Genomic DNA, 23,280 nt, shown 5'->3' on the forward strand with positions numbered 1-23,280 from the left:
TTGCGCTAGCTCATCCTGAACGATTCTTCACGTTCCAGAATGGTCATGCGCGGTGCATACCGCATACGCGCATCCATGGAGATAGGGAGATGACAATGCGCCATTTATCGACGGGCCACTACGGGGTGTTTGCGATCGCTGTGCTGCTCATGCTTGCGCTATCCGGCAGTGCCGATGCGGCTACGGAGGCCGACGCCACTGAGACCGGGCGCAGTGGTGGCGACATCTACGGCATCGTCAATCTCGCGCCACCAACGAGCTACATCGGTTTTGTCAATGCACGTGGTCAGGCGGCATTCGAGTACCTGGGGCCGGACGATCGCACGCAGGTGGCGTTCTTCAATGGCGATCGCATTGTCGATATCAGTCCTCCAGGCAATGAGCGTACGTTTGTCGGCGGCCTGAACGAACAAGGCGAGGTGATTTTCAATGCACGCTTCCTTGACGCGCAAAGTCCTGGCGGCCTGCGCTACCAGCCATTGCGCTGGTCGGCCGCAAGGGGCCGGGTCGTGCTACCGTCGCTCAATGCACGCGAATATGCCTCCCTGGATGCGATCAATGAACATGGCCAGATCGCAGGCCTGTCTGCCACGTCCAGCGACAACAGCAGCGTGCGTGCAGTGCGCTGGACGTCGGCAAATCGCCTGTCATCACTGCCCGGCGTCACCGGCTTCGTTCCAGGCGCTGCCTACGGCATCAACGATCTCGATGCCGTCGTCGGCTCGGGCAGCGCTGTCAATGGCGGCACGACCACGCTGGTCTGGAACGCTGACGGCCGTCCCACGAATCTGGGAACGTTCGGGGCACGCAGTGCGTTCGGTATCCGCATCAATAATCAGGGCGACATTCTCGGTTGGCGCATCGTCGACGCTGCAACCCGGGGCTTCTTCCTGTCGAGCCCTGGAAAGCCCGCAGTCAGCATCAATGCCGCCTACCCTACGACACTCAATGAAGCGGGTGAGGTCATCGGCGCCGTGCGGGGCCCGACCACAAACGAGTTTCGCGCCTTCCGTTATTCGCGTGCGCGCGGCTTTCTCAGCCTGCACCCGGCAGGGATGTTCACGTCCGAGGCCAACGCACTGAACGATGATGGCGTGAGCGTCGGCCTGGTCCGCTCCAGCATGCTCGACGAAGGCCGTGCGTATCGCTGGTCGCGCCCGGGCGTGGCAACCGATCTCAATCTGCATCTGCACAACGCGCCAACAGGATTGGTGGTGACCGAAGGGCTTGGTATTGCGGCCAACGGCGACATCCTGGCCCAGTCGAACGCCGGCCTCGTGTTCCTGCGCCGCAATGGCGGCAGCACCGATGCGCCGGTGCTGGGTCCGATACAAATCCCGCCGCCGCGCGAGAACGAACTTGCCAGGCTCACGCTGTCATTTCGCGACTGTAATGCCAGCGATACCCACACCGCCACCATTGACTGGGGCGATGGCGGCGGGCCGCTGCCGGCGGTCGTACGCGAGCGCAATGGTGCGGGTACCGTGCAGGCTGAACACACGTACGGTGTTGCCGGGGATTACCGCGCGACCGTGATCGTCACCGATTCGGCGCGCCGGCGTACGACGATGTCTGCGTTGGTCCGGGTCGGCTTCACCGACGGCGTGCAAATGGTGGGCGAAGGCATGCTGCAATCGGGCGTGGCGCCCGGCAGCGGTGTCAATTCGCCTGCCACCAGAACATTGTTCCGGCTGGCAGCGCCACTCACGCTCAAGACAGGGGGTAGTACGCCGTTCGTATTTCGTCTGCTGGGCAGCACGTCGTTCAAAGGTACAACCCTTGATCGGATCGCGCTCGATGGCGACCGGGTCCGGCTGGAAGGCACCGGGCAACTGGACAGTCGCCCGGGCTACCGCTTCGTGATCGATGCCGTGGCGGGTGAGGGCGCCGCGTCGGCCAGCGCCAGCAGGATGGCGGTGCGCATCGAGAAAGCGGATGCGGTGGGCGCGCTGCATACAGCAACGTTCGAAGCCGGCCGCGGCGCCGATACGCCGCAAGATCTGACTCAGGCGACCAGTCAGGACACGCAGGTGCCGCCGGCCAACTTACTGTACCGCGGCGCGCTACGCCTGACCGGCCAGGTGCGCCAGGCCGGGCAACCGTGATTCAGCGAATCGGCAGCTTGGTGGAATTTTTCACTTCTTCCATCACCGCATAGGTGTGCGTTTCGCGCACACCTTTCTGCAGCAGCGTCTTGCCCAAAAATTCGCGGTAGGCTGCCATGTCTTTTACGCGCGCCTTGACCAGGTAATCGAAGCCGCCGGCCACCATATGGCATTCGAGCACTTCGGGAATCATCTGTACGCTCTGCTTGAAGGCGTCGAACACTTCAGGCGTGGTGCGGTCGAGCACGACTTCGATGAACACCAGCAGCGACACGTCCAGCAACTGCGGGTTGAGCTGGGCAGTGTAGCCCATGATGTAACCCGATTCGTGCAGCTTGCGCACACGTTCGAGACAGGCAGCCGGCGACAAGTTGACGCGCGCCGCCAGTTCGACGTTGCTGATGCGGCCGTCGTTCTGCAATTCGGCCAGAATCTTTTTGCTAATCTTGTCCAGCATGCTACATCTCCTTGTAAATTTTATTTGGTCAGATTGTCGCATCAAAAACTATCTATTGCCAGTATCGGTTAAATCCAGAATAAATCCAGAAGAAATCCTTCTACAATCGAATCATTTCCACCAAGTTCCAATCTGCGCCGGCTGTTGCCAACAGCACGGCGCTTTTGCTGTACGGTGGCCCTCGTTGTGTATTTTTCTTTTGACTAGATAGCCATGCAGATTGCTGCTTCCCCGGCCTCCACCTTCGTGCCGTTCGACGCCCTTCACGCTGAAATCAAGCGCGACCAGACTCCCCTGCGCGCCGCCATCACGGCCGCCTACCGCCGCGATGAAACCGAGGCAGTGCAGTGGCTGCTGGCCCAGGGTTCCGGTGCCAGCCATGACGCCCAGGCCCTGGCACACCGGCTGGTTGCCGCCGTGCGTGAAAAACGCACCCGCTCATCGGGCGTGGACGCCCTGATGCACGAATTCTCGCTGTCATCCGAAGAAGGCGTGGCACTGATGTGCCTGGCTGAAGCCCTGCTGCGCATTCCGGACAGCGAAACGGCCGACCGCCTTATCGCCGACAAGATCAGCAAGGGCGACTGGCGCAAGCATCTGGGCGAATCGCCATCGCTGTTCGTCAATGCGGCTACCTGGGGCCTGCTCATCACCGGCAAGCTGGTCTCGACCAACAGCGAGCAAGGCCTGGGCTCGGCGCTCACGCGCATGATCGCCAAGGGCGGCGAACCGTTGATCCGCAAGGGCGTCGACATGGCGATGCGCATGCTGGGCAACCAGTTCGTCACCGGCCAGACCATTGACGAAGCGTTGAAAAACAGCCGCGAGAACGAAACGCGCGGCTACCGCTACTCGTACGACATGCTGGGTGAAGCGGCGCTGACCGAACTCGATGCACAACACTATTACGCGTCGTACGAGCAGGCCATCCATGCGATCGGCAAGGCCTCGAATGGCCGCGGCATCAAGGACGGGCCGGGGATCTCGATCAAGCTCTCGGCACTGCACCCGCGCTACAGCCGCGTACAGTCGGCGCGCGTGATGGGCGAACTGCTGCCGCGCGTGCGCAGCCTCGTGCTGCTGGCCAAGCGCTACGACATCGGCATCAATATCGACGCCGAAGAAGCCGACCGCCTCGAGATCTCGCTCGACATGCTCGAGGTGCTGGCGTTCGATCCCGAGCTGGCCGGCTTCGAAGGCATCGGCCTGGTGGTGCAGGCTTACCAGAAGCGCTGCCCGTACGTGATCGATTATGTGATCGACCTGGCCAAACGCAGTGGCCGCAAGTTCATGGTGCGACTGGTCAAGGGTGCCTATTGGGATGCCGAGATCAAGCGCGCCCAGGTCGACGGCATGCCCGGCTATCCGGTCTATACGCGCAAGGTCCACACCGACGTGTCTTACCTGATCTGCGCGCGCAAGCTGCTCGGCGCGGCCGACATCCTGTACCCGCAGTTCGCCACCCACAACGCGCACACGCTGTCGGTCATCTATACGTGGGCGCGCCTGGGCAACATCAGCAACTACGAATTCCAGTGCCTGCACGGCATGGGCGAGACGCTGTACGACCAGGTCGTGGGCAGCAAGAATCTCGACAAACCGTGCCGTATTTACGCGCCGGTCGGTTCCCACGAAACGTTGCTGGCCTACCTTGTGCGCCGTCTGCTGGAAAACGGCGCCAACTCGTCGTTCGTGAACCAGATCGTCGACGAGAGCGTTGCCATCAACACCCTGATCACCGATCCGTTCGAGGCCGCCCGCGCCAGCGGCGGCAAGCCGCATCCGGCGATCGCATTGCCGGTGAACATGTTCGGTACTGAGCGCAAGAACTCCGCCGGCATGGACCTGGTCAACGAAGACATCCTGGGCCAGCTGGCGGATGGCCTGTCGCAACAGCGCCGCCACATCGCTGCGCCAATCACTGCCGCGACGGTCGAAGCCGGACCAGTCGCCAATGTGGTCAACCCGGCCCAGTCGGCCGATATCGTCGGTCAGGTGCAGGAAGCCTCGCGCGCCGATGTCGACGCCGCACTGGCAGCAGCCAGCGCCTTTGCCGGCGAATGGGCCGCCACCAGCACGAGCGAGCGCGCCGCGATCCTGGAACGCACCGCCGACCTGTTCGAGCAGCATGGCGTCGAGCTGATGGCCCTGGCCGTGCGCGAAGCCGGCAAATCGCTGCCGAATGCGATTGCCGAACTGCGCGAAGCGGTCGACTTCCTGCGCTATTACGCGGTGCAGATCCGCGCTGTAAAGGATATTCAGTCAAACATGCAGTCGGGCGTCCAGGCACTGGGGCCGGTCAGCTGCATCAGCCCATGGAACTTTCCGCTGGCGATCTTCACGGGGCAAGTCGCGGCCGCACTGGCCGCCGGCAACGTCGTGCTGGCCAAGCCGGCTGAGCAAACACCGCTGATCGCCCACCGCGCGGTAGAGCTGTTCCTCGAGGCAGGCACGCCGCGCGCCGCGCTGCAACTGCTGCCGGGCCGCGGCGAAGTCGTCGGCGCCGCGCTGACGGCCGACAGCCGCATCAAGGGTGTGATCTTCACCGGATCGACCGAAGTCGCGCAACTGATCAACCGCACGCTGGCCAAACGCGCGGAGCAGGAAGGCATCGACATTCCGCTGGTGGCCGAAACAGGTGGCCAGAATGCGCTGATCGTCGACTCGTCGGCGCTGCCGGAGCAGGTGGTAGGCGACGTGTTGAGTTCGGCCTTCGATTCGGCCGGCCAGCGCTGCTCGGCGCTGCGCGTGCTGTTCCTGCAGGAAGACATCGCCGACAAGACCATCAAGATGCTCAAGGGCGCGATGCAGGAACTGCGCGTGGGCAGCCCGGATCGCCTGGCGACCGATATCGGCCCGGTCATCGATGCAGAAGCGCAGCGCAACCTGCTGGCGCACATCGAACGCACCAAGGCCACGGCGCGCAGCCACTTCGCACTCGAGCTTCCGACCGCCATCACCAGCTGCGGCACCTTCGTGCCGCCGACGGTGCTCGAGATCGCATCGCTGTCGGAACTCAAGCAAGAGGTGTTCGGCCCGGTCCTGCACATCGTGCGCTACCGCCGCGCCGATCTGCCGAAGGTGATCGCATCGATCAATGCAACAGGTTTCGGCCTGACGCTGGGCGTGCACTCGCGCATCGATGAAACGATCGACTACATCGTCAACCATGCGCATGTCGGCAATATCTACGTCAACCGCAATATCGTCGGCGCCGTCGTCGGCGTGCAGCCGTTCGGTGGCGAGGGCAAGTCCGGCACCGGTCCCAAAGCCGGCGGTCCGTTGTACATCAAGCGCCTGCAGCGCGGAGCGGCACCGTTGATGGATCACGTCCGTCAGTCTGACGTCGCACTGGAAGCGCTGATCGCCTGGCTGCGCATGAGCGAGCAGCAACCCGTCGTAGCGCTGGCCGAAGGCTATGCGCGCACGTCATTGAATGGCGTGTCGATCGACTTGCCGGGGCCGACCGGCGAGCGCAATCGCCTGTCGTTCACGCCGCGCGGGGTCGTCCTGTGCGCAGCAGGCACGCCGGCAGGTCTGCTCAATCAAGTGGCAGCTGCGCTGGCCACCGGTAACCGCGCCCTGGTGCTGACCACGTCACCAGAGGCGATTCCGGCCAACCTGCCGCAGGCGGTCAAGGAGCGCGTGCGCTTCATCGGCAAGGACGAAATCGATGCGGGTGAATTCGCGATCGCCCTGGTCGAATCGGGCCTGGCCGGCTCGCTGCGCACGCAACTGGCGGCGCGCAGCGGGGCCATCATAGGTGTGGTCGATACTGAACCACTGGCAGCGGTCGACCTGTGGCGCCTGGTCGCCGAACGCGCAGTCTGCGTCAATACGACGGCGGCCGGCGGTAACGCCAGCCTGATGACCCTGGGCCTGTAATTCACACCACATCGGCGACTTCGGTCGCCGATGTGCTTTTTAACCCGTACTAATGTCAGGAGCAGTAACAGCAGTCGCAGGAACCATACCAACAACAAGGAGACTCACCATGCTTGTAGGCGTTCCAACCGAAATCAAGAACAACGAGTACCGCGTCGGCCTCACGCCGGCGTCGGTGCATGAACTGGTGGTGCAAGGCCACCAGGTAATCGTCCAGCAAGGTGCCGGCAGCGAGATCGGCTTGCCCGACGCGCAGTACGTGGCGGCCGGCGCCAGCATCGTGGCCAGCGCGCAAGAGGTGTTTGCGCGCTCCGCCATGGTCGTCAAGGTCAAGGAGCCGCAAGCGGCCGAATGCGCGATGCTGCGCGACGACCAGATCCTCTTTACTTACCTGCACCTGGCGCCCGATCCCGAACAAACAGCCGCACTGGTGCGCTCAGGGGCCGCCTGCATCGCCTATGAGACGGTGACCGGCCCTGGCGGCGGCTTGCCGCTGCTCGCGCCGATGAGCGAGGTAGCAGGGCGCATGGCGATCCAGGCGGGCGCCGCGCACCTGGAAAAATCCAGGGGTGGCATGGGCTTGCTGCTGGGCGGTGTACCGGGCGTGGCCGCAGGCCACGTTGTCATCATCGGCGCCGGCGTGGTGGGCGCCAATGCACTGCAGATGGCCGTGGGCACGGGCGCGCGGGTGACCGTGCTCGACAAGAACGTCGATCGCCTGCGCCAGCTCGATCTGGTCTATGGCAACCGGATCGCCACGCTGCATTCCAATGCGCAGGCGCTCGAAGAAGCCGTGCTGTCGGCCGACCTGGTTATCGGCGGCGTGCTGGTGCCGGGCGCCGCAGCGCCGAAACTCGTCACGCGCAGGATGGTGTCACGCATGAAGAAGGGCGCGGTTATCGTCGATGTGGCGATCGACCAGGGCGGCTGCTTTGAGACCTCGCACGCCACCACCCACGCCGATCCAACCTTTGTCGTCGATGGCGTGGTGCATTACTGCGTCGCGAACATGCCTGGCGCAGTGGCGCGCACGTCTACTTTTGCACTGAACAACGCCACGATCGGTCACGTGCTCGCGCTGGCCGGCAAGGGCTGGCGGCGCGCGCTGGCGGACGATGTTCACCTGCGCCAGGGCCTGAATGTCTGCCAGGGCAAGGTCACGTTCGAGGCCGTGGCACGCGCGCTGGGTTACGACTACGTCCCGGTCGAGTCGCTGCTGGCCTAGAGCGGCACCTGGGCCAGATCCCGGCACAGGCGCCGTGTAATGTGAAACGCGTACTGCGCGGCCACGGCTTTGACGAAACCCATGAAGTCGTGCGCCGCGTGTTCGTTGGCGTTATCCGAAATCGCGCGGATGACGGCAAACGGCACGTTCAATTCGTGACACACCTGCGCCACTGCGGCGCCTTCCATTTCCACGGCCACCAGGCCAGGCAGCGCGCTGTTCATCGCATCGATCCGCGTGGCGTCATGCACGAACTGGTCGCCGCTGGCCACCAGACCCCGATGCACGCGTGGCTGCGTCAAGCCGAATGTGGCGCGGTCGGCCTGGGCGATCGCATGCGCCAGGTCGTCTTCGAGAAATGCATGCGCTGCACTGGACACCCGCAGCGACAGCTGGGCATCCGGCTGAAAATGCGTTTGTCCTGTCAATGGCACCTCGAAGCGGGGAAACAGGGGAGTGGCGTCCATATCGTGCTGGACAAGCGATTCGGCCACCACGATGTCGCCAACACGGATTGTCGTGTCGCCTGCGCCAGCCACGCCCGTGAACAGGATGTGGGTAACTCCGAACTTCTCCACAAGCGTCGTCGCCGTCATGGCAGCAGCAACCTTCCCAATTCGCGACAGGACGCACACGGCGTCGATTCCCCACAACTGTCCGAGAAAGTACTCACGCTTGCCGTGGATGAGCGTGGAGGGCCCTTGCAAGGCTCCCACGAGCCCTGCCTGTTCTTCGTGCAACGCGCTGATGATGCCTAAACGCATTTTTTTTGCTGGGCCGTTGTGCATAAGCGCCGGATTGTACACAGCATTGCCAGGCACTGGAGACAAATATCGAGACCTGAACATTCGTTCTGCAAAACGCTTTTTTTGCCTGCAACGTTGTTTGCTTATTTAATTAAGAGATCTGTATACAAATTTAATAGTAGTAAGTAAACGCGGACATTTCTGTGGATAAGGTTGGTTTACTCAACAGAATCAGCGCTTTAAGCCGGTATTTTTTCGTGGGACAAAGCTTGCGTGAACCAGGCATGGATCGGGGACAAAAATTGGCTTGCGTGAAAAAGGCAGGGTTCTGCACATCTGATGCTGTGGATATGCAGCTGCTTGTCCACAGGCGATTGTTTGTTGGGGCGGCTTGGCGTGGGTTGGCGCTGGTTTTTGGTGACACGAACAGGGTGGCTGTCAGTCGATGTCGGGACTGTGTCGATCCTGCGATCGCTTTTTTTTTTGAAAGCGCTTTTCAGAACGATCTGCAGAGGGGTTGCTGGTCAGCGATCTGGAGCGCGCAAGTTATGCAGTTTGTTTACTTAAAAGCTTGTATACAAAATAGTAGTAATAGTAAACGCGGCTCATTCTGTGGATAAGCGCGGATTTCTCCACAACATCAACGGTTTACATGGTCGTCAACTGGCTGGAGAACCATGCTGATCGTCGTGCAGCAAAGGTGGATAGAAATCCCGGCGGTCTTGCAAAACGGGTTTGTGCACATTCTGCCCTGTGGATATGCAGCGGGTTCTCCACAGACCTGCATCGAGGTTGCGAATACAGGACGCTGTCGATTTGCCACGGACGGAATTTTTTTTTTGAAACAGGCATCTCAGGTTTACAACCAATAACTGTATACAACATTGATAGTAATAAGTAAGGGTGACCCTTTTCTGTGGACAACCGGGTTAACGAGAACAAAATCATCCACTTACAGTGCGCATAAGGCAGTGCACTAGTTACCCGGCTTCCTGGTGGCAAATCTGGACAAGATTTTCGCTTGTGTACAAAAGCGTAGTTCTGCACAAACCGTACCTGTGGATATCCATTTGCTTATCCACAGGTAGGGTCTGGACAGGCGTTTACGTTCTGGTAAGCTGTGTTTCATCGAGTTAGCGCCAAGGGGAAACGCATGGAATTCGAGTCGCTGTACGCCAGGGTCAATGGCCTGAACATGCACTACGTGACAGCTGGCGACGGTCCACCGGTCATCCTGCTCCACGGTTTCCCCGATACCCACGAGATCTGGCGTCGTCAGATTCCTGCGCTTGCCGCAGCGGGCCTGCGTGTCATTGCACCCGACCTGCGCGGCTATGGGAAAACCGACATGCCGCAGGATGTTGGCGCTTACGCCGTATCGTTCCTGGCCGATGATGTGCTGCGATTGATGGATGCGCTGGGGATCGAGAAAGCGGTCGTCGTCGGTCATGACTGGGGCGCATTGATCGGCTGGCACTTGGCGATGCATGCGCCACAGCGCATCCTTCGGTATGCCGCCTTGTCGGTCGGCCATCCCAAAGCAATCGCTGCATCGGGACTCGGTCAGAAACTGCGGTTCTGGTACATGCTGGTGTTCAAGACACCTGTCGTCGCAGAGGCATTGTTGAAAGCAGGGGACTGGGCTGCGCTGCGAAAAATGATGCGCAGCCGCGAACAGCAAGAGATCTGGATCGCGGCGCTTGCGCCGCCAGGTCGGCTGACGGCAGCATTAAATTACTACCGCGCCAATTTCAAGCCATCATCACCGCGCGCCTGGTTGCCAGTGAACGTGCCGGTGATGGGCGTCTGGAGCGAACATGATCCGGCCCTTGGTGAGCAACAGATGCTCGATTCGCGCGACCAATGTACTGCCGGTTTTCGGTATGAGCGCATCGATGGTGTTGGGCACTGGCTGCAGCTCTCTGGCGCAGATCGCCTGAGCGCATTACTGCTGGATTTCGTGAAGTCACCAGTCGACTGATTCTCGGGTGAGTACTTACGGCTTGCCGTAAAATTGCATCTCGTACATTCCTTCCGAACTCTTCCATGATTGATGTTGTCTGGCTTGGCGGCGCTGCCTTCGCCGCTGGCCTGGTTGATGCTGTTGTCGGCGGCGGCGGCCTGGTCCAGCTTCCCGCCATGTTCTCTTTGTTGCCGAAAGAAGTTCCGGCAACCATTCTCGGTACCAACAAGTTTGCAGCAATCTTCGGCACCGGGTCAGCGGCGGTGGAATACGCACGTCGGGTCCGGGTAGCCTGGAGTACTGCCGCGCCGGCGGCGGCCGCCGCATTCTTGCTTTCCTTTGCTGGCGCCTGGACGGTGACGCGCGTGCCCGCCGATTTCGTGCGTGCCTTATTGCCGATCATCCTGGTCGCAGTGGCGGTCTACACGTTCAGGAAAAAAGACCTGGGTTCGGTGCACGCACCAATGCACAGTGGTCTGACCGAGCGGTACTGGGCAATCGGCATCGGCGCTGCGATCGGTTTCTACGATGGTTTTTTCGGCCCCGGTACCGGCAGCTTTCTGATCTTCCTGTTCGTGCGATTTTTTGGCTTTGATTTTCTCAGTGCTTCAGCCGCAGCCAAGATCGTCAACGTCGCCTGCAATTTTTCCGCGCTGATGTGGTTTGGCTATAGCGGCCATATTTTGTGGCAGCTGGGATTGTTGATGGCCGGTTGCCAGATCGCGGGTTCATTGTCGGGTACACGACTCGCTCTCAAGTACGGCAGCGGCTTTGTGCGGAAGGTGTTCCTGTTTGTCGTCAGCGCGTTGATTGTGAAGACTGCCTATGATGCGTTCACAAAGCTGGGTTGGTGATTGCGATTGTTCCACGTGAAACAAGTTGAAGCCGGTTTTGACCGGCTTTTTCTTTGCAATGTTCCACGTGAAACAATCGCACTGACAAATCAACCTGACGTTCCACGTGAAACAAAATTCGTCGTTTTCTGGCGGTCGAAGAATCTGGCAACGGAAAAGAATCTATAATCGCGCATTAGTCTCCTCGCCTCACATCCCATCATGCTATTTCCTACTGAATTCGACGTCATCGTCGTCGGCGGCGGCCATGCCGGCACCGAAGCTGCACTTGCGTCTGCACGCACCGGTCAAAAGACCCTGCTGCTGACCCACAATATTGAAACCCTTGGCGCCATGTCGTGCAACCCGTCGATTGGCGGCATCGGCAAAGGCCACCTGGTCAAGGAAGTCGACGCCCTTGGCGGCGCGATGGCCATCGCAACGGATGAAGCCGGGATCCAGTTCCGGATCCTGAATTCCTCGAAAGGTCCGGCCGTACGCGCGACCCGTGCGCAAGCCGACCGCGTCCTGTACAAGGCGGCGATCCGCTCGCGGTTGGAAAACCAGTCGAACCTCTGGCTATTCCAGCAGGCAGTCGAAGACCTGATCGTCGAAGGCGATCGGGTCGTCGGCGCCGTCACGCAAGTGGGCTTGAGCTTCCGCGCGCGCGCCGTCGTGCTGACCGCAGGTACTTTCCTTGATGGCAAAATCCACGTTGGCCTGCAAAATTATGCTGGCGGCCGCGCAGGCGATCCACCGGCGACGTCGCTGTCGGCGCGCCTGAAGGAACTCAAACTGCCGCAAGGGCGCCTGAAAACCGGCACGCCGCCGCGCATCGATGGCCGCAGCATCGACTTTTCGCTGTTGACCGAGCAGCCGGGCGACCTCGATCCGGTGCCCGTGTTTTCGTACATGGGCAACGTGGGGATGCATCCGAAGCAGGTGCCATGCTGGGTCACGCATACCAATGAACGCACGCACGACATTATCCGGGCAGGGCTTGACCGCAGCCCGATGTACACCGGCGTCATTGAAGGCGTCGGCCCGCGCTACTGCCCGTCGATCGAAGACAAGATCCACCGCTTCGCCAGCAAGGAATCACACCAGATCTTCCTGGAACCGGAAGGCTTGACGACCAATGAGTTCTATCCAAACGGGATCTCGACCAGCCTGCCATTCGACGTGCAGCTGGCACTGGTGCGTTCGATGCGCGGCATGGAAAATGCGTTCATCCTGCGGCCCGGCTATGCGATCGAATACGATTACTTCGATCCGCGCGGCTTGAAAGCGTCGCTGGAAACCAAGTCGATCAAGGGCCTGTTCTTTGCCGGTCAGATCAATGGCACTACCGGCTACGAAGAAGCGGCGGCGCAAGGTTTGCTGGCCGGCCTGAATGCCGCACTGCAAACCCAGGGCAAGGATGCCTGGACCCCGGGTCGTTCCGAAGCCTACCTTGGCGTGCTGGTCGATGACCTGACGACGCAAGGTGTGGCCGAGCCATACCGCATGTTCACCAGCCGCGCGGAATATCGTCTGTCGCTGCGTGAAGACAATGCAGACATGCGCCTGACCGAAATCGGTCGTGGCCTGGGCCTGGTTGACGATGCACGTTGGGCAGCATTCGAGACCAAGCGCGAATCCGTCGCGCGTGAACTGGAACGCCTGCGCTCGGTGTGGGTGAATCCGCGCATCCTGGCCGCGGCCGAATCGGAGCGTATCGTCGGCCAGCCGCTCGAGCGCGAATACAATCTGGCCGATCTGCTGCGCAGACCGGGCGTGAACTACGACACCCTGATGACGATGAACGGTCTCGAAGGCCAGAGCCTGGCAGGTCCGGGCGTTGATGATCCTGCCGTGAAGGAACAGGTCGAGATCCAGCTGAAGTATTCCGGCTACATCGATCGCCAGGCGCGTGAAGTCGAGCGTCACGATCATTACGAAAACATGAAGCTGCCTGAGAAGCTTAACTATCTGGATATCGAGGCGCTGTCGTTCGAAGTCCGCCAGAAGCTCGACAAGCAACGGCCCGAAACCCTGGGTCAGGCCTCGCGCATTTCGGGCGTGACCCCGGCGGCAATCTCGCTGCTGCTGGTGACGCTGAAAAAGCGCGGCGCCAAAGGCTTTACTACGACTGCAGCCGAGGTGGCCGAATGAAATACGCATTCGATCACGATGCACTGGCGGCGGTGCTCGACCAGGGCATCAAGGACATGACGCTTGCCGTCACGCCGGAGCAGCAGATTAAGCTGATGGGCTACTTGCAGCTGATGAACAAGTGGAACGGCGTGTACAACCTGACGTCGCTGCGCGATCCGCAGCAGATGGTCACGCACCATCTGCTCGACTCGCTCGCCGCTGTGCCGGCGTTTGCCGGTGCCCGCAATGTGCTGGACGTGGGGGCAGGGGGCGGTTTGCCGGGTATCGTCCTGGCAATCGTGCGACCGGACATGAAGGTCGCGATGATCGACACGGTACACAAGAAAACGGCGTTCCTGAACCAGGTGAAGGCAGAATTGAAGCTGATTAACGTTAGCGTGCACACGATGAAGGTGCAAGACCTTACCGTGAGCGAGCCATTTGACGTGATCACGTCACGCGCATTTGCCGACCTGTCGGACTTCGTCAACTGGTCGGGTCATCTTTTGGCCGAGGGCGGCAAATTCATCGCCCTGAAAGGCGTCGCACCAAGCGAGGAGCGCGAGCGCTTGCCACAGGACTGGAAAGTCGTCGATCTGCAGCCCTTGTGGGTGCCAAGACTGCAGGCAGAGCGACACTTGGTATTCATCGAGCGAGCCGCATAAAAGATACCAATAGTACATACTATATAAATCATACGAACTGTACTAACCGTACTACCTGTATAAATCGTATAAACAGTTTATATCGTTTAAATCATATAAACCATTGAAACGGTTTTGCGGAGGAAACGATATGATGCCTTGTTGTCGCATCCAGGAAAGGAAAAGATGGCGAAGATTTTTTGCGTTGCGAACCAGAAGGGTGGCGTAGGCAAGACCACCACCAGCGTCAACCTGTCGGCAGGCCTGGCCAAACTGAACCAGCGTGTGCTGCTGGTCGACCTTGACCCGCAGGGCAATGCCACGATGGGCGCGGGCATCAACAAAGCCGAGCTGGCAGCCTCGATCTACCAGGTGCTGCTGGGTGAGTCCGATGTGGCCACGGCGCGCGTGCGCTCGGAAGCAGGGCGCTTCGACGTACTGCCCGCCAACCGCGAGCTGGCCGGCGCCGAAGTGGAAATGGTCGCGCTCGAGAACCGCGAGCGGCGCCTGAAGGAAGCACTGGCAGCGGTGGCCGATGACTACGACTTCATCCTGGTCGACTGTCCGCCTGCGCTGTCGCTACTGACATTGAACGGTCTGTGCGCCGCCGATGGCGTGATCATCCCGATGCAGTGCGAATACTATGCGCTCGAGGGCTTGTCCGACCTGGTCAACACGATCAAGAAGGTGCACGCCAACCTGAACACCGACCTGAAGATCATCGGTCTGCTGCGCGTGATGTTCGATCCGCGCATGACGCTGTCGCAGCAGGTCTCGGGCCAGCTTGAGCAGCATTTCGGCGACAAGGTCTTCAAGACGATCATTCCGCGCAATGTGCGGCTGGCCGAGGCGCCGTCGTACGGCATCCCCGGCGTGACGTTCGATCCCTCCTCGAAAGGTGCGCAGGCATACATCGCCTTCGGCGCCGAAATGGTCGAGCGCATCAAGACCATGTAATCAATCAAAAAGCTGACAAAGAGATGGCAACCAAAAAACTCAAGGGACTGGGCCGCGGCCTCGACGCCCTGCTCGGCGGCGACCTGGACGCCGCACCGGCCGTGCCGAACACGCCTTCCGTGCTCGCCGTGACCCAGATCCAGGCCGGCAAGTACCAGCCTCGTACACGCATGGACGAAGTGAGCCTGTCGGAGCTGGCCGCATCGATCAAGACCCAGGGCATCATGCAACCGGTGCTGGTGCGCCCGTTGCCGCCTGGTAGCAGCACACCCTACGAGATCATCGCCGGTGAACGGCGCTTCCGCGCGGCGCAGATGGCCGGCCTGGATGAAATCCCGGTGCTGGTGCGCGACGTTGATGACCAGGCTGCGGCGGCGATGGCGCTGATCGAGAACATCCAGCGCGAAGACCTGAACCCGCTCGAAGAAGCGCAGGGCATCAACCGCCTGATTTCGGATTTCAATTTCACGCACGAGCAGGCCGCCGGCGCCGTGGGCCGCTCACGCAGCGCGGTCTCGAACCTGCTGCGCCTGATCAACCTCGCGCAGCCGGTGCAGACGATGCTGATGGCCGGCGATATCGACATGGGTCACGCCCGTGCCTTGCTGGCGGTAGACAGCGCGCACCAGATCACGCTGGCCAACCAGGTGATCGCCAAGCGCCTGTCAGTGCGCGAAACGGAAAAACTCGTCACGCGCGCGCTCGACGAATACAACGCGCCGGCACAAGCTGCCCGTGCGAAAGACAAGTCGGGCGACATCGTGCGCCTGGAAGAAGAGCTGTCGGACAAGCTGGCCACACCTGTCGTGTTCAAGATGGGGCCGAAGGGCAGGGGTCAGATGATCATCGATTTCGCCGACCTCGACATCCTCGACGGCGTCCTCGCACGATTGCGCGGCTGAACGGCAGCAGGCTGCAGGCAGGGTAGCCGGTGACCGGACTATCCTGCAATGTGACACCCGCTGCCTACACCATATGGCGTTAAGTTGTTGAAAATAATGCCCTATCCACCAGCAACGTGTCACATTTTCGTCATCTTTACAGTGCAGTTATAAGTAGGGAATCGTTTGACTCACATCCGTATAACCACTTATAATTCCGGCGATTCATGTAATTACCACCACGTAGTACGTCCATAGCGGCAGCGAGAAGACCAAAAAATATGCTGCGCATCGTTTCCCTGCAATTGATTGCAACAGTCGTCGCCGGAATCATTGCCGCGCTTCTGGGGGGATGGCCTGCGATGGTGTCGGCTGTGCTGGGTGGTTTGTGTTGTGTCGTACCCAACGGGATCATGGCAGTGCGCTTGTTTGCGGCGTCCGCGAGTGGACGAGCAAGTCCCGCGACATTTTTCATCTGGGAATTCGTAAAGATTGCATTGACGCTGGCGCTTCTGGGCGCGACGGCGTGGCTGTACCGCGATCTGAACTGGCTGGCATTGATCGTCGGGTTCATCGTGGCGCTGAAAAGTTACATCATCTTATTATTTAGGCATTGACGACATGGCGACTCCAATTGACGGCGCAGCGCACGCGCCCACCGCATCAGAATATATCAAGCACCACCTTGGTCACCTGTCGAACGGTCACCAGGTAGGTCCAGTTGATTTCTCGATCATCAACTACGACACCATGTTCTGGTCGATCGCCATGGGCATCACCGGTTGCCTGGTGATGTGGTCTGCCGCGCGCAAAGCCACCGCTGGCGTGCCAGGTCGTTTCCAGGCGTTCGTCGAAATGCTGTTTGAAATGGTCGATGACCAGGCCAAGTCGATCGTGCATGGCGACCGCAGCTTCATCGCCCCTGCGGCCCTGACCGTGTTCGTCTGGGTTGCACTGATGAACTCGCTGGACTTGCTGCCAGTCGACATGTTCTCGTGGGCATTTGCTGTCTTTGGTGTGGAACATATCTTCCCGTATCATCGCGTGGTACCGACCGCCGACCTGAATGGTCCAATGGGCATCGCTCTGGGCGTGCTGGCGCTGATGTTCTACTACAGCATCAAGATCAAGGGCCTGGGCGGCTGGATTCACGAGTTGTTCGCTGCACCGTTCGGTATCTGGATGGCGCCGTTCAACCTGCTCCTGAACATCATTGAATACGCAGCAAAACTGGTGTCGCTCGGTATGCGACTGTTCGGCAACATGTTTGCCGGTGAGCTGCTGTTCCTCTTGATCGCACTGCTGGGCGGATCGGCCACCATCTTTGGTTTTGTTGGCCACGTCATTGCCGGTTCCATCTGGGCGATCTTCCACATCCTGATCGTACTCCTGCAGGCATTCATCTTCATGATGCTGACGCTGGTGTACCTCGGTCAGGCTCACGATAGCCACTGATCGGCGCCGCAAGCATCGAACAAGATAGTGGTTGTAAAGAAGTTGTAGTTTTTAATCTAGTTTTCAATTTAACTTTTGGAGTTACACATGACTGACCTTTCTTTTGTTGCACTGGCTTGCGGTTTGATCATCGGCCTGGGCGCTATCGGTGCTTGTATCGGTATCGCGATCATGGGCGGTAAGTACCTGGAAGCCAGCGCACGTCAGCCAGAACTGATGAACACCCTGCAGACCAAGATGTTCCTGCTGGCTGGTCTGATCGACGCTGCATTCCTGATCGGTGTTGGTATCGCTATGCTGTTCGCATACACCAACCCATTCGTCGCACCAGTCGTCTAAGCCATCCGGTCTCGATGTCTTGAAGGGCCGAACCATTCCTGGTTCGGCATCCGTGTTTCTGTAAGAAGGAAAAAACCGTGAACATTAATGCAACCCTGTTTGCTCAGTTCGTGGTCTTCTTCATCCTGGCACTGTTCACGATGAAATTCGTGTGGCCGCCACTGATGAAGGCGCTCGATGAGCGCGCCGCGAAAATTGCAAGTGGCCTGGCTGCTGCTGACCGTGGCAAGGCCGATCTGGCTGCTGCTGAAAAACGTGTCCAGACCGAACTGGCTGGTGCCCGTGACGAAGTCCAGAAACGCATCACCGATGCTGAAAAGCGCGCTGCTGTGATTATCGAAGAAGCCAAGCGTACTGCCGCCGATGAAGGCGCGCGTATCGTTGCCGCCGCCAAGGCTGACGCCGAGCAGCAAGTCAACAGCGCACGCGAAGCACTGCGTGGCCAGGTTGCCGCCCTTGCGGTCGCCGGCGCCGAGCAGATCCTGAAGCGTGAAGTGAACGCAGCGGCCCACGCCGACCTGCTGTCGCAACTGTCGACCGAGCTCTGATCATGGCAGAACTCGCAACCGTCGCCCGCCCCTACGCCGAAGCGCTGTTCCGTGTCGCCCAAACCGGCGACATGAACACGTACTCGGCCATCGCGTCGGAACTGGGCCAGATTGGCGCCAGTGCCGACGTGCAGACCTTCGCCAGCAACCCGATCGTCACGCACGCACAACTGGCGGACACGATTGCGTCCCTGGTCAAGTCGCCGCTGAATGCTGAAGCGAAGAACTTTATCGCGATGCTGGCCCAGAACGGCCGCATCAACCTGCTGCCCGAGATCAGCACCCAGTTTGCGCTCCTGAAAAACGCGAACGAGGGCGCTGCCGATGCGATGATCCATAGCGCGTTCGAGATCTCGGCCGACCAGCTGGCGCAGCTGGTCGCCACGCTGGAAAAGAAATTTGGCCGCAAGCTCAACCCAACGGTAACAGTGGATCCTTCGCTGATCGGTGGTGTGCGCGTGGTCGTCGGTGACGAAGTGCTCGATACCTCGGTTCGCGCCAAGCTGCAACGGATGCACGTTGCGCTGGCCAACTAATACGACGTATCGACTGGCACGCGCCGGCGTTCCCGCCCTTGCCCTACGCATCAAGAAACTATAATTGGAGTTAGCAAGCATGCAACTTAACCCATCTGAAATCAGCGAACTGATCAAGAGCCGGATCCAGGGCCTCGAGAGTTCGGCTGACGTTCGCAATCAAGGCACGGTGATCTCGGTCGCCGACGGTATCTGCCGCATCCATGGTCTGTCGGACGTGATGCAGGGCGAGATGCTGGAATTCCCAGGCAACACCTTCGGCCTGGCCATGAACCTCGAGCGCGACTCGGTCGGCTCGGTCATCCTGGGTGCTTACGAGCACATCTCGGAAGGCGACATCGTCAAGACCACCGGCCGTATTCTGGAAGTGCCGATCGGTCCTGAACTGTGCGGCCGCGTTGTCAATGCACTGGGCCAGCCGATCGACGGCAAGGGTCCTGTCAACGCCAAGCTGACCTCGCCAATCGAAAAGATTGCGCCAGGCGTTATCGCCCGTGAATCGGTTTCGCAGCCAATGCAGACCGGTATCAAATCGATCGACGCAATGGTGCCGATCGGCCGTGGCCAGCGTGAGCTGATCATTGGTGACCGCCAGACCGGTAAATCGGCTGTTGCAGTCGACGCGATCATCAACCAAAAAGGTCAGGGCGTGACCTGCGTGTACGTCGCGATCGGTCAGAAAGCATCGACCATCAAGAACATCGTGCGCTCGCTGGAAACGCACGGCGCGATGGAGTACACCATCGTTGTTGCTGCATCGGCGTCGGAATCGGCCGCCATGCAATACATCTCGGCCTACTCGGGCTGCGCGATGGGCGAATACTTCCGCGACCGCGGCGAAGACGCACTGATCGTGTATGACGATCTGTCGAAGCAGGCAGTTGCCTACCGCCAGATCTCGCTGCTGCTGCGCCGTCCACCAGGCCGCGAAGCGTACCCAGGCGACGTGTTCTATCTCCACAGCCGCCTGCTCGAGCGCGCAGCACGCGTGAACGCCGACTACGTGTCGAAGTTCACCAACGGCGCCGTGACCGGCAAGACCGGTTCGCTGACCGCACTGCCGATCATCGAAACGCAAGCTGGCGACGTCTCGGCATTCGTGCCGACCAACGTGATCTCGATTACTGACGGCCAGATCTTCCTGGAAACGTCGCTGTTCAACGCCGGTATCCGTCCTGCGATCAACGCCGGTATTTCGGTGTCGCGCGTCGGTGGTGCTGCCCAGACCAAGGTCATCAAGAGCCTGTCCGGCGGTATCCGTACCGACCTGGCCCAGTACCGTGAGCTGGCTGCGTTCGCGCAGTTCGCATCGGACCTGGACGAATCGACCCGCAAGCAGCTGGACCGCGGTGCGCGCGTGACCGAACTGCTCAAGCAGCCACAGTTCTCGCCACTGTCGACCTCGCTGATGGCCGCATCGCTGTTCGCCGTCAACAAGGGCTACCTGGACGATATCGAAGTCAAGAAAGTGCTGCCATTCGAGCACGGCCTGCACGCCTTCCTGAAGTCGGGCCATGCAGCGCTGCTGGCAAAGATCGACGAAACCAAGCAACTGGACAAAGAAGCCGAAGCAGCACTGGCCGCGGCCGTTGCTGATTTCAAGAAATCCGGCGCATATTAATCTGTGGGCCGGCATCGCCTGACGGCGATGCCGGTGCCTGGAAGGAGTAAGGACTCATGGCAGCAGGCAAAGAGATTCGTGGCAAGATCAAGAGCGTAGAAAATACGAAGAAGATCACCAAGGCGATGGAAATGGTCGCCGCATCGAAAATGCGCAAGGCGCAGGAACGTATGCGCGCCGCCCGTCCCTACAGTGACAAGGTTCGTAACATTACCGCCAATCTGGCCACTGCAAACCCGGAGTACACGCACGCATTCATGGCGCAAGCCAAGGACGTGCAGGCAAAGGCAGTTGGCTTCATCGTCGTCACGACCGACAAGGGTCTGTGCGGCGGCATGAACACCAACATCCTGCGCCAGGTCACGCTCAAGGCGCGCGAACAGGAACAGGCGGGCAACCGCGTCGAGGCAGTTGCCATTGGCAACAAGGGCCTGAGCTTCCTGAACCGCGTCGGCATGAAACTCGTGTCGCAGGCGACCCAACTGGGCGATGCACCGCAACTGGACAAGCTGATCGGACCGGTCAAAGTGATGCTGGACGCGTACCAGGAAGGCAAGCTCGATGCTGTCTACCTGTGCTACACGAAATTCATCAACACGATGAAACAGGAAACCGTGGTCGAGCAACTGCTTCCGCTGTCAGCCAATTCGCTGAAAGCCGATGCAGGCGCCACCAGCTGGGACTACATCTACGAACCGGAAGCACAGGTCGTCATCGACGAGCTGCTGGTGCGTTACGTGGAAGCGCTGGTCTACCAGGCAGTGGCAGAAAACCTGGCGTCCGAGCAATCGGCACGCATGGTCGCAATGAAGGCCGCGAGCGATAACGCCGGCAGCGTCATCAGCGACCTGAAGCTGGTCTACAACAAGACCCGCCAGGCTGCGATTACCAAAGAACTCTCCGAGATCGTGTCGGGCGCGTCCGCTGTTTAACAGCGCCGCCCGTGGGGATAGCGGCAAGCGAGCATTGCACGCTACGCTGTCCCCGACCGATCAAAGCAAAAAAGAATTTAACTAAATATCTGAAGGAACGAACATGGCTGATGGCAAAATCGTTCAGTGTATCGGCGCAGTGGTTGACGTGGAATTCCCACGTAATGCCATGCCGAAAGTGTACGACGCACTGAAAATGGAAGGCTCGGATCTGACCCTGGAAGTCCAGCAACAGCTGGGCGACGGCGTGGTCCGTACCATTGCTCTGGGCAGCTCGGACGGCATGCGCCGCGGCATGATGATCCAGAACACCGGCAAGCCAATCATGGTTCCGGTCGGCACCCCGACCCTGGGCCGCATCATGGACGTGCTGGGCAACCCGATCGACGAATGCGGTCCGGTCAGCCACGAGCGCATGGCGTCGATCCACCGTGACGCGCCAGCCTACGACGAACTGTCGCCATCGACCGACCTGCTGGAAACCGGCATCAAGGTCATCGATCTGGTCTGCCCGTTCGCCAAAGGCGGTAAAGTCGGCCTGTTCGGCGGCGCCGGCGTCGGCAAGACCGTCAACATGATGGAACTGATCAACAACATCGCCAAGGCACACGCGGGTCTGTCCGTGTTCGCCGGTGTGGGTGAGCGTACCCGTGAAGGTAACGACTTCTACCACGAGATGGCCGATGCAAAGGTCGTCGACCTGGAAAACCCTGCCAACTCGAAAGTGGCAATGGTCTACGGTCAGATGAACGAACCACCAGGCAACCGTCTGCGCGTCGCGCTGACCGGTCTGACCATGGCGGAAGCGTTCCGTGATGAAGGCAAGGACGTTCTGTTCTTCGTCGACAACATCTATCGCTACACGCTGGCCGGTACCGAAGTCTCGGCACTGCTGGGCCGTATGCCATCGGCAGTGGGCTACCAGCCTACGCTGGCCGAAGAGATGGGCCGTCTGCAAGAGCGCATCACCTCGACCAAGACCGGTTCGATTACGTCGATCCAGGCCGTCTACGTCCCTGCGGATGACTTGACCGACCCATCGCCAGCAACCACCTTTGCTCACCTGGATTCGACCGTCGTTCTGTCGCGTGACATCGCCTCGCTGGGTATCTACCCTGCAGTCGATCCACTCGATTCGACCTCGCGCCAGCTGGACCCGCTCGTCGTCGGTGAAGAGCACTACGCCACCGCGCGCGCTGTGCAGAACACCCTGCAGCGCTACAAGGAACTGCGTGACATCATCGCGATTCTGGGCATGGACGAACTGGCACCGGAAGACAAACTGGTCGTGGCACGCGCTCGTAAGATGCAGCGTTTCCTGTCGCAGCCATTCCACGTCGCTGAAGTCTTCACCGGCGCGCCGGGCAAGTACGTTTCGCTGAAAGACACGATCAAGGGCTTCAAGATGATCGATTCGGGCGAACTGGATCACCTGCCGGAGCAAGCGTTCTACATGGTCGGCACGATCGAAGAAGCTATCGAGAAAGCCAAGAAACTGGCTGCTGGTTAAGTCGCTTTCTTCCACTGAAAGACACACATGGCAAACACATTTCAAGTCGACGTCGTCTCGGCCGAAGAGCAGATCTTCTCCGGCCAGGCCGAATTCGTCGCGTTGCCGGGTGAAGCGGGTGAGCTGGGTATCTACCCGAAGCACACCCCGTTGATCACGCGCATCCGCCCGGGCGCCGTGCGCATCCAGGTTGCCGGTGGTGGTGAAGAGTTCGTCTTCGTCGCCGGCGGTATCCTCGAAGTGCAGCCGAACGGCGTGACCGTGCTGGCCGACACCGCAATCCGCGGCGCCGACCTGGACGAAGCGAAAGCGCAATCCGCGAAGAAGCAGGCTGAAGAGCTGATGCTGAACAAGGATTCGAACATCGACTACGCAAAAGCCCAGGCCGAAATGGCCGCGGCAATTGCGCAGTTGGCGGCAATCCAGCGCCTGCGCTCGAAAGGCCGTTGAGCTTAGTAAAAGCTCGGCAACAAAAAAGGCAGCCTGCGGGCTGCTTTTTTTTCGTCA

Annotated in this window: 21 protein-coding genes; 19 read left to right on the forward strand and 2 right to left on the reverse strand. The window is 60.0% G+C overall.

What is annotated here, in order from left to right; genetic code table 11:
• The first annotated feature begins 95 nt into the window (after positions 1-95).
• Entirely contained in the window at positions 96-2,105 is a 2,010-nt protein-coding gene (locus tag AC56LY_RS19775) for a hypothetical protein (protein ID WP_499582486.1), read from the forward strand.
• Between the two features lies 1 nt (position 2,106).
• On the opposite strand, the gene AC56LY_RS19780 is transcribed toward AC56LY_RS19775, so the two are convergent.
• Positions 2,107-2,562, reverse strand: coding sequence for an Lrp/AsnC ligand binding domain-containing protein (locus AC56LY_RS19780; protein ID WP_183554882.1), 456 nt, complete (start codon positions 2,560-2,562; stop codon positions 2,107-2,109).
• A 213-nt stretch (positions 2,563-2,775) separates the two neighbouring features.
• Between AC56LY_RS19780 and putA the strand changes: the two genes are divergently transcribed.
• Entirely contained in the window at positions 2,776-6,447 is a 3,672-nt protein-coding gene (gene putA / locus AC56LY_RS19785) for a trifunctional transcriptional regulator/proline dehydrogenase/L-glutamate gamma-semialdehyde dehydrogenase (RefSeq protein ID WP_499582488.1), read from the forward strand.
• 109 nt (positions 6,448-6,556) lie between these two features.
• The gene (gene ald / locus AC56LY_RS19790; protein ID WP_499582490.1) at positions 6,557-7,672 is read left to right on the forward strand and encodes an alanine dehydrogenase; all 1,116 of its coding nucleotides are present in this window, start codon (positions 6,557-6,559) and stop codon (positions 7,670-7,672) included.
• Here the strand turns inward: ald and AC56LY_RS19795 are convergent.
• Entirely contained in the window at positions 7,669-8,436 is a 768-nt protein-coding gene (locus AC56LY_RS19795) for a 5'-methylthioadenosine/adenosylhomocysteine nucleosidase (protein WP_499582492.1), read from the reverse strand. The genes ald and AC56LY_RS19795 overlap by 4 nt on opposite strands.
• A gap of 659 nt (positions 8,437-9,095) precedes the next feature.
• On the opposite strand from AC56LY_RS19795, the gene AC56LY_RS19800 reads away from it, so the two are divergent.
• The 16 genes from AC56LY_RS19800 (at position 9,096) to AC56LY_RS19875 (ending at position 23,223) form a co-directional block, all read left to right on the forward strand.
• Complete coding sequence (locus tag AC56LY_RS19800; protein ID WP_499582494.1) at positions 9,096-9,290, forward strand: hypothetical protein; 195 nt, start codon at positions 9,096-9,098, stop codon at positions 9,288-9,290.
• Between the two features lie 323 nt (positions 9,291-9,613).
• Positions 9,614-10,399, forward strand: a complete 786-nt coding sequence (locus AC56LY_RS19805) for an alpha/beta fold hydrolase (RefSeq protein ID WP_499583453.1) — start codon at positions 9,614-9,616, stop codon at positions 10,397-10,399.
• A 65-nt stretch (positions 10,400-10,464) separates the two neighbouring features.
• Positions 10,465-11,235, forward strand: a complete 771-nt coding sequence (locus AC56LY_RS19810; protein ID WP_499582496.1) for a sulfite exporter TauE/SafE family protein — start codon at positions 10,465-10,467, stop codon at positions 11,233-11,235.
• 201 nt (positions 11,236-11,436) lie between these two features.
• The gene (gene mnmG / locus AC56LY_RS19815) at positions 11,437-13,368 is read left to right on the forward strand and encodes a tRNA uridine-5-carboxymethylaminomethyl(34) synthesis enzyme MnmG (RefSeq protein WP_499582498.1); all 1,932 of its coding nucleotides are present in this window, start codon (positions 11,437-11,439) and stop codon (positions 13,366-13,368) included.
• On the forward strand, positions 13,365-14,015 hold the full coding sequence (rsmG, locus tag AC56LY_RS19820) for a 16S rRNA (guanine(527)-N(7))-methyltransferase RsmG (RefSeq protein ID WP_499582500.1): 651 nt from the start codon (positions 13,365-13,367) through the stop codon (positions 14,013-14,015). Before mnmG ends, rsmG begins: the two co-directional genes overlap by 4 nt.
• Positions 14,016-14,180: 165 nt before the next feature.
• Complete coding sequence (locus AC56LY_RS19825) at positions 14,181-14,951, forward strand: ParA family protein (protein WP_499582502.1); 771 nt, start codon at positions 14,181-14,183, stop codon at positions 14,949-14,951.
• A gap of 23 nt (positions 14,952-14,974) precedes the next feature.
• On the forward strand, positions 14,975-15,853 hold the full coding sequence (locus AC56LY_RS19830; RefSeq protein WP_499582504.1) for a ParB/RepB/Spo0J family partition protein: 879 nt from the start codon (positions 14,975-14,977) through the stop codon (positions 15,851-15,853).
• A 260-nt stretch (positions 15,854-16,113) separates the two neighbouring features.
• Positions 16,114-16,449 (forward strand): ATP synthase subunit I, encoded by a 336-nt coding sequence (locus AC56LY_RS19835; protein WP_258836928.1) that lies wholly within the window; start codon positions 16,114-16,116, stop codon positions 16,447-16,449.
• 4 nt (positions 16,450-16,453) lie between these two features.
• A complete protein-coding gene (gene atpB / locus AC56LY_RS19840; protein ID WP_258836929.1) occupies positions 16,454-17,287 on the forward strand; it encodes a F0F1 ATP synthase subunit A in 834 nt (277 codons plus the stop codon).
• An 87-nt stretch (positions 17,288-17,374) separates the two neighbouring features.
• Complete coding sequence (gene atpE, locus AC56LY_RS19845) at positions 17,375-17,626, forward strand: F0F1 ATP synthase subunit C (RefSeq protein WP_370660592.1); 252 nt, start codon at positions 17,375-17,377, stop codon at positions 17,624-17,626.
• Positions 17,627-17,703: 77 nt separating this feature from the next.
• On the forward strand, positions 17,704-18,174 hold the full coding sequence (locus AC56LY_RS19850; protein ID WP_258836931.1) for a F0F1 ATP synthase subunit B: 471 nt from the start codon (positions 17,704-17,706) through the stop codon (positions 18,172-18,174).
• A 2-nt stretch (positions 18,175-18,176) separates the two neighbouring features.
• Positions 18,177-18,710 (forward strand): F0F1 ATP synthase subunit delta, encoded by a 534-nt coding sequence (locus AC56LY_RS19855; protein ID WP_183554853.1) that lies wholly within the window; start codon positions 18,177-18,179, stop codon positions 18,708-18,710.
• A gap of 79 nt (positions 18,711-18,789) precedes the next feature.
• The gene (gene atpA, locus AC56LY_RS19860; RefSeq protein ID WP_343025777.1) at positions 18,790-20,331 is read left to right on the forward strand and encodes a F0F1 ATP synthase subunit alpha; all 1,542 of its coding nucleotides are present in this window, start codon (positions 18,790-18,792) and stop codon (positions 20,329-20,331) included.
• Positions 20,332-20,387: 56 nt separating this feature from the next.
• Positions 20,388-21,263 carry a F0F1 ATP synthase subunit gamma gene (gene atpG, locus AC56LY_RS19865; protein ID WP_343025776.1) on the forward strand — a complete coding sequence of 292 codons (876 nt, stop codon included), beginning with the start codon at positions 20,388-20,390 and terminating at the stop codon, positions 21,261-21,263.
• Between the two features lie 103 nt (positions 21,264-21,366).
• Positions 21,367-22,773, forward strand: a complete 1,407-nt coding sequence (gene atpD, locus AC56LY_RS19870; RefSeq protein ID WP_343025775.1) for a F0F1 ATP synthase subunit beta — start codon at positions 21,367-21,369, stop codon at positions 22,771-22,773.
• 27 nt (positions 22,774-22,800) lie between these two features.
• On the forward strand, positions 22,801-23,223 hold the full coding sequence (locus AC56LY_RS19875) for a F0F1 ATP synthase subunit epsilon (RefSeq protein ID WP_367610113.1): 423 nt from the start codon (positions 22,801-22,803) through the stop codon (positions 23,221-23,223).
• Positions 23,224-23,280: the final 57 nt, after the last annotated feature.

The organism is Telluria sp. ZT3P25 (assembly GCF_059685895.1).

Excerpts from the sequence above, each read along its gene's own strand:
- mnmG (WP_499582498.1), top strand. The coding sequence starts at position 11,437 with ATGCTATTTCCTACTGAATTCGACGTCATCGTCGTCGGCGGCGGCCAT.
- AC56LY_RS19795 (WP_499582492.1), bottom strand. The coding sequence starts at position 8,436 with ATGCGTTTAGGCATCATCAGCGCGTTGCACGAAGAACAGGCAGGGCTC.
- atpG (WP_343025776.1), top strand. The coding sequence starts at position 20,388 with ATGGCAGCAGGCAAAGAGATTCGTGGCAAGATCAAGAGCGTAGAAAAT.
- AC56LY_RS19855 (WP_183554853.1), top strand. The coding sequence starts at position 18,177 with ATGGCAGAACTCGCAACCGTCGCCCGCCCCTACGCCGAAGCGCTGTTC.
- AC56LY_RS19830 (WP_499582504.1), top strand. The coding sequence starts at position 14,975 with ATGGCAACCAAAAAACTCAAGGGACTGGGCCGCGGCCTCGACGCCCTG.
- atpD (WP_343025775.1), top strand. The coding sequence starts at position 21,367 with ATGGCTGATGGCAAAATCGTTCAGTGTATCGGCGCAGTGGTTGACGTG.
- AC56LY_RS19800 (WP_499582494.1), top strand. The coding sequence starts at position 9,096 with ATGCTGATCGTCGTGCAGCAAAGGTGGATAGAAATCCCGGCGGTCTTG.
- atpA (WP_343025777.1), top strand. The coding sequence starts at position 18,790 with ATGCAACTTAACCCATCTGAAATCAGCGAACTGATCAAGAGCCGGATC.
- AC56LY_RS19805 (WP_499583453.1), top strand. The coding sequence starts at position 9,614 with ATGCACTACGTGACAGCTGGCGACGGTCCACCGGTCATCCTGCTCCAC.
- putA (WP_499582488.1), top strand. The coding sequence starts at position 2,776 with ATGCAGATTGCTGCTTCCCCGGCCTCCACCTTCGTGCCGTTCGACGCC.
- AC56LY_RS19810 (WP_499582496.1), top strand. The coding sequence starts at position 10,465 with ATGATTGATGTTGTCTGGCTTGGCGGCGCTGCCTTCGCCGCTGGCCTG.
- rsmG (WP_499582500.1), top strand. The coding sequence starts at position 13,365 with ATGAAATACGCATTCGATCACGATGCACTGGCGGCGGTGCTCGACCAG.
- AC56LY_RS19835 (WP_258836928.1), top strand. The coding sequence starts at position 16,114 with ATGCTGCGCATCGTTTCCCTGCAATTGATTGCAACAGTCGTCGCCGGA.
- atpB (WP_258836929.1), top strand. The coding sequence starts at position 16,454 with ATGGCGACTCCAATTGACGGCGCAGCGCACGCGCCCACCGCATCAGAA.
- AC56LY_RS19775 (WP_499582486.1), top strand. The coding sequence starts at position 96 with ATGCGCCATTTATCGACGGGCCACTACGGGGTGTTTGCGATCGCTGTG.
- AC56LY_RS19875 (WP_367610113.1), top strand. The coding sequence starts at position 22,801 with ATGGCAAACACATTTCAAGTCGACGTCGTCTCGGCCGAAGAGCAGATC.
- ald (WP_499582490.1), top strand. The coding sequence starts at position 6,557 with ATGCTTGTAGGCGTTCCAACCGAAATCAAGAACAACGAGTACCGCGTC.
- atpE (WP_370660592.1), top strand. The coding sequence starts at position 17,375 with ATGACTGACCTTTCTTTTGTTGCACTGGCTTGCGGTTTGATCATCGGC.
- AC56LY_RS19825 (WP_499582502.1), top strand. The coding sequence starts at position 14,181 with ATGGCGAAGATTTTTTGCGTTGCGAACCAGAAGGGTGGCGTAGGCAAG.
- AC56LY_RS19780 (WP_183554882.1), bottom strand. The coding sequence starts at position 2,562 with ATGCTGGACAAGATTAGCAAAAAGATTCTGGCCGAATTGCAGAACGAC.